We start from the raw sequence: 516 nt of genomic DNA, 5'->3' as shown, positions 1-516 counted from the left end.
GCGGGCACCGCGCCGTCTGCGGTGGCCCTGCTGGTCGGCCGGTTCGGGGATGACCGCTTTGATCCCACGGGCGCGTAGGTGGGTGCGGATCGCCCGGGAGGAGTACGCCTTATCGCCCAGCACCGCCTCGGGGCGGGTCCGGGGCCGCCCTACCGGCCGTGCCACGCGCAGCCGCCCCAGCAGCGGCAGCAGCATCGGGGAGTCCCCTGCCTGGCCGGGGGTGATCAGGCTGACCAGCGGCAGCCCGGTCCCATCGACGAGCTGATGGATCTTCGTGCTCAGCCCTCCCCGGGAGCGCCCGATGCCGTGATCGGCCGGCTCCTCACGCGGATTCTTGTAGTTCGATCCATCCCCCTGTGTGGCGGGTGATGTTCGTCGCGTGCTGGTGGGCGCGGGCGATCGTGGAGTCCACCGAGACCGACCAATCGATCAGGCCTTCGGCGTCAGCGGCGGCGGTCAGCGTGGCCAGCACCGTGTCCCATGTGCCTTTTTCGGCCAAGCGCCGATGCCAGGTCC

The 516-nt window shown here is 71.1% G+C and carries 1 pseudogene; it reads right to left on the bottom strand.

The annotated features are described in order from the left end of the window. Positions 1-516, bottom strand: a pseudogene (locus J1M41_RS12355) (IS5 family transposase); the annotation flags it as partial.

This window comes from Micrococcus sp. KRD096, from assembly GCF_017168495.1.
Lineage (GTDB): Bacteria > Actinomycetota > Actinomycetes > Actinomycetales > Micrococcaceae > Micrococcus > Micrococcus luteus.
This window is presented reverse-complemented; position numbering and strand designations above follow the sequence as displayed.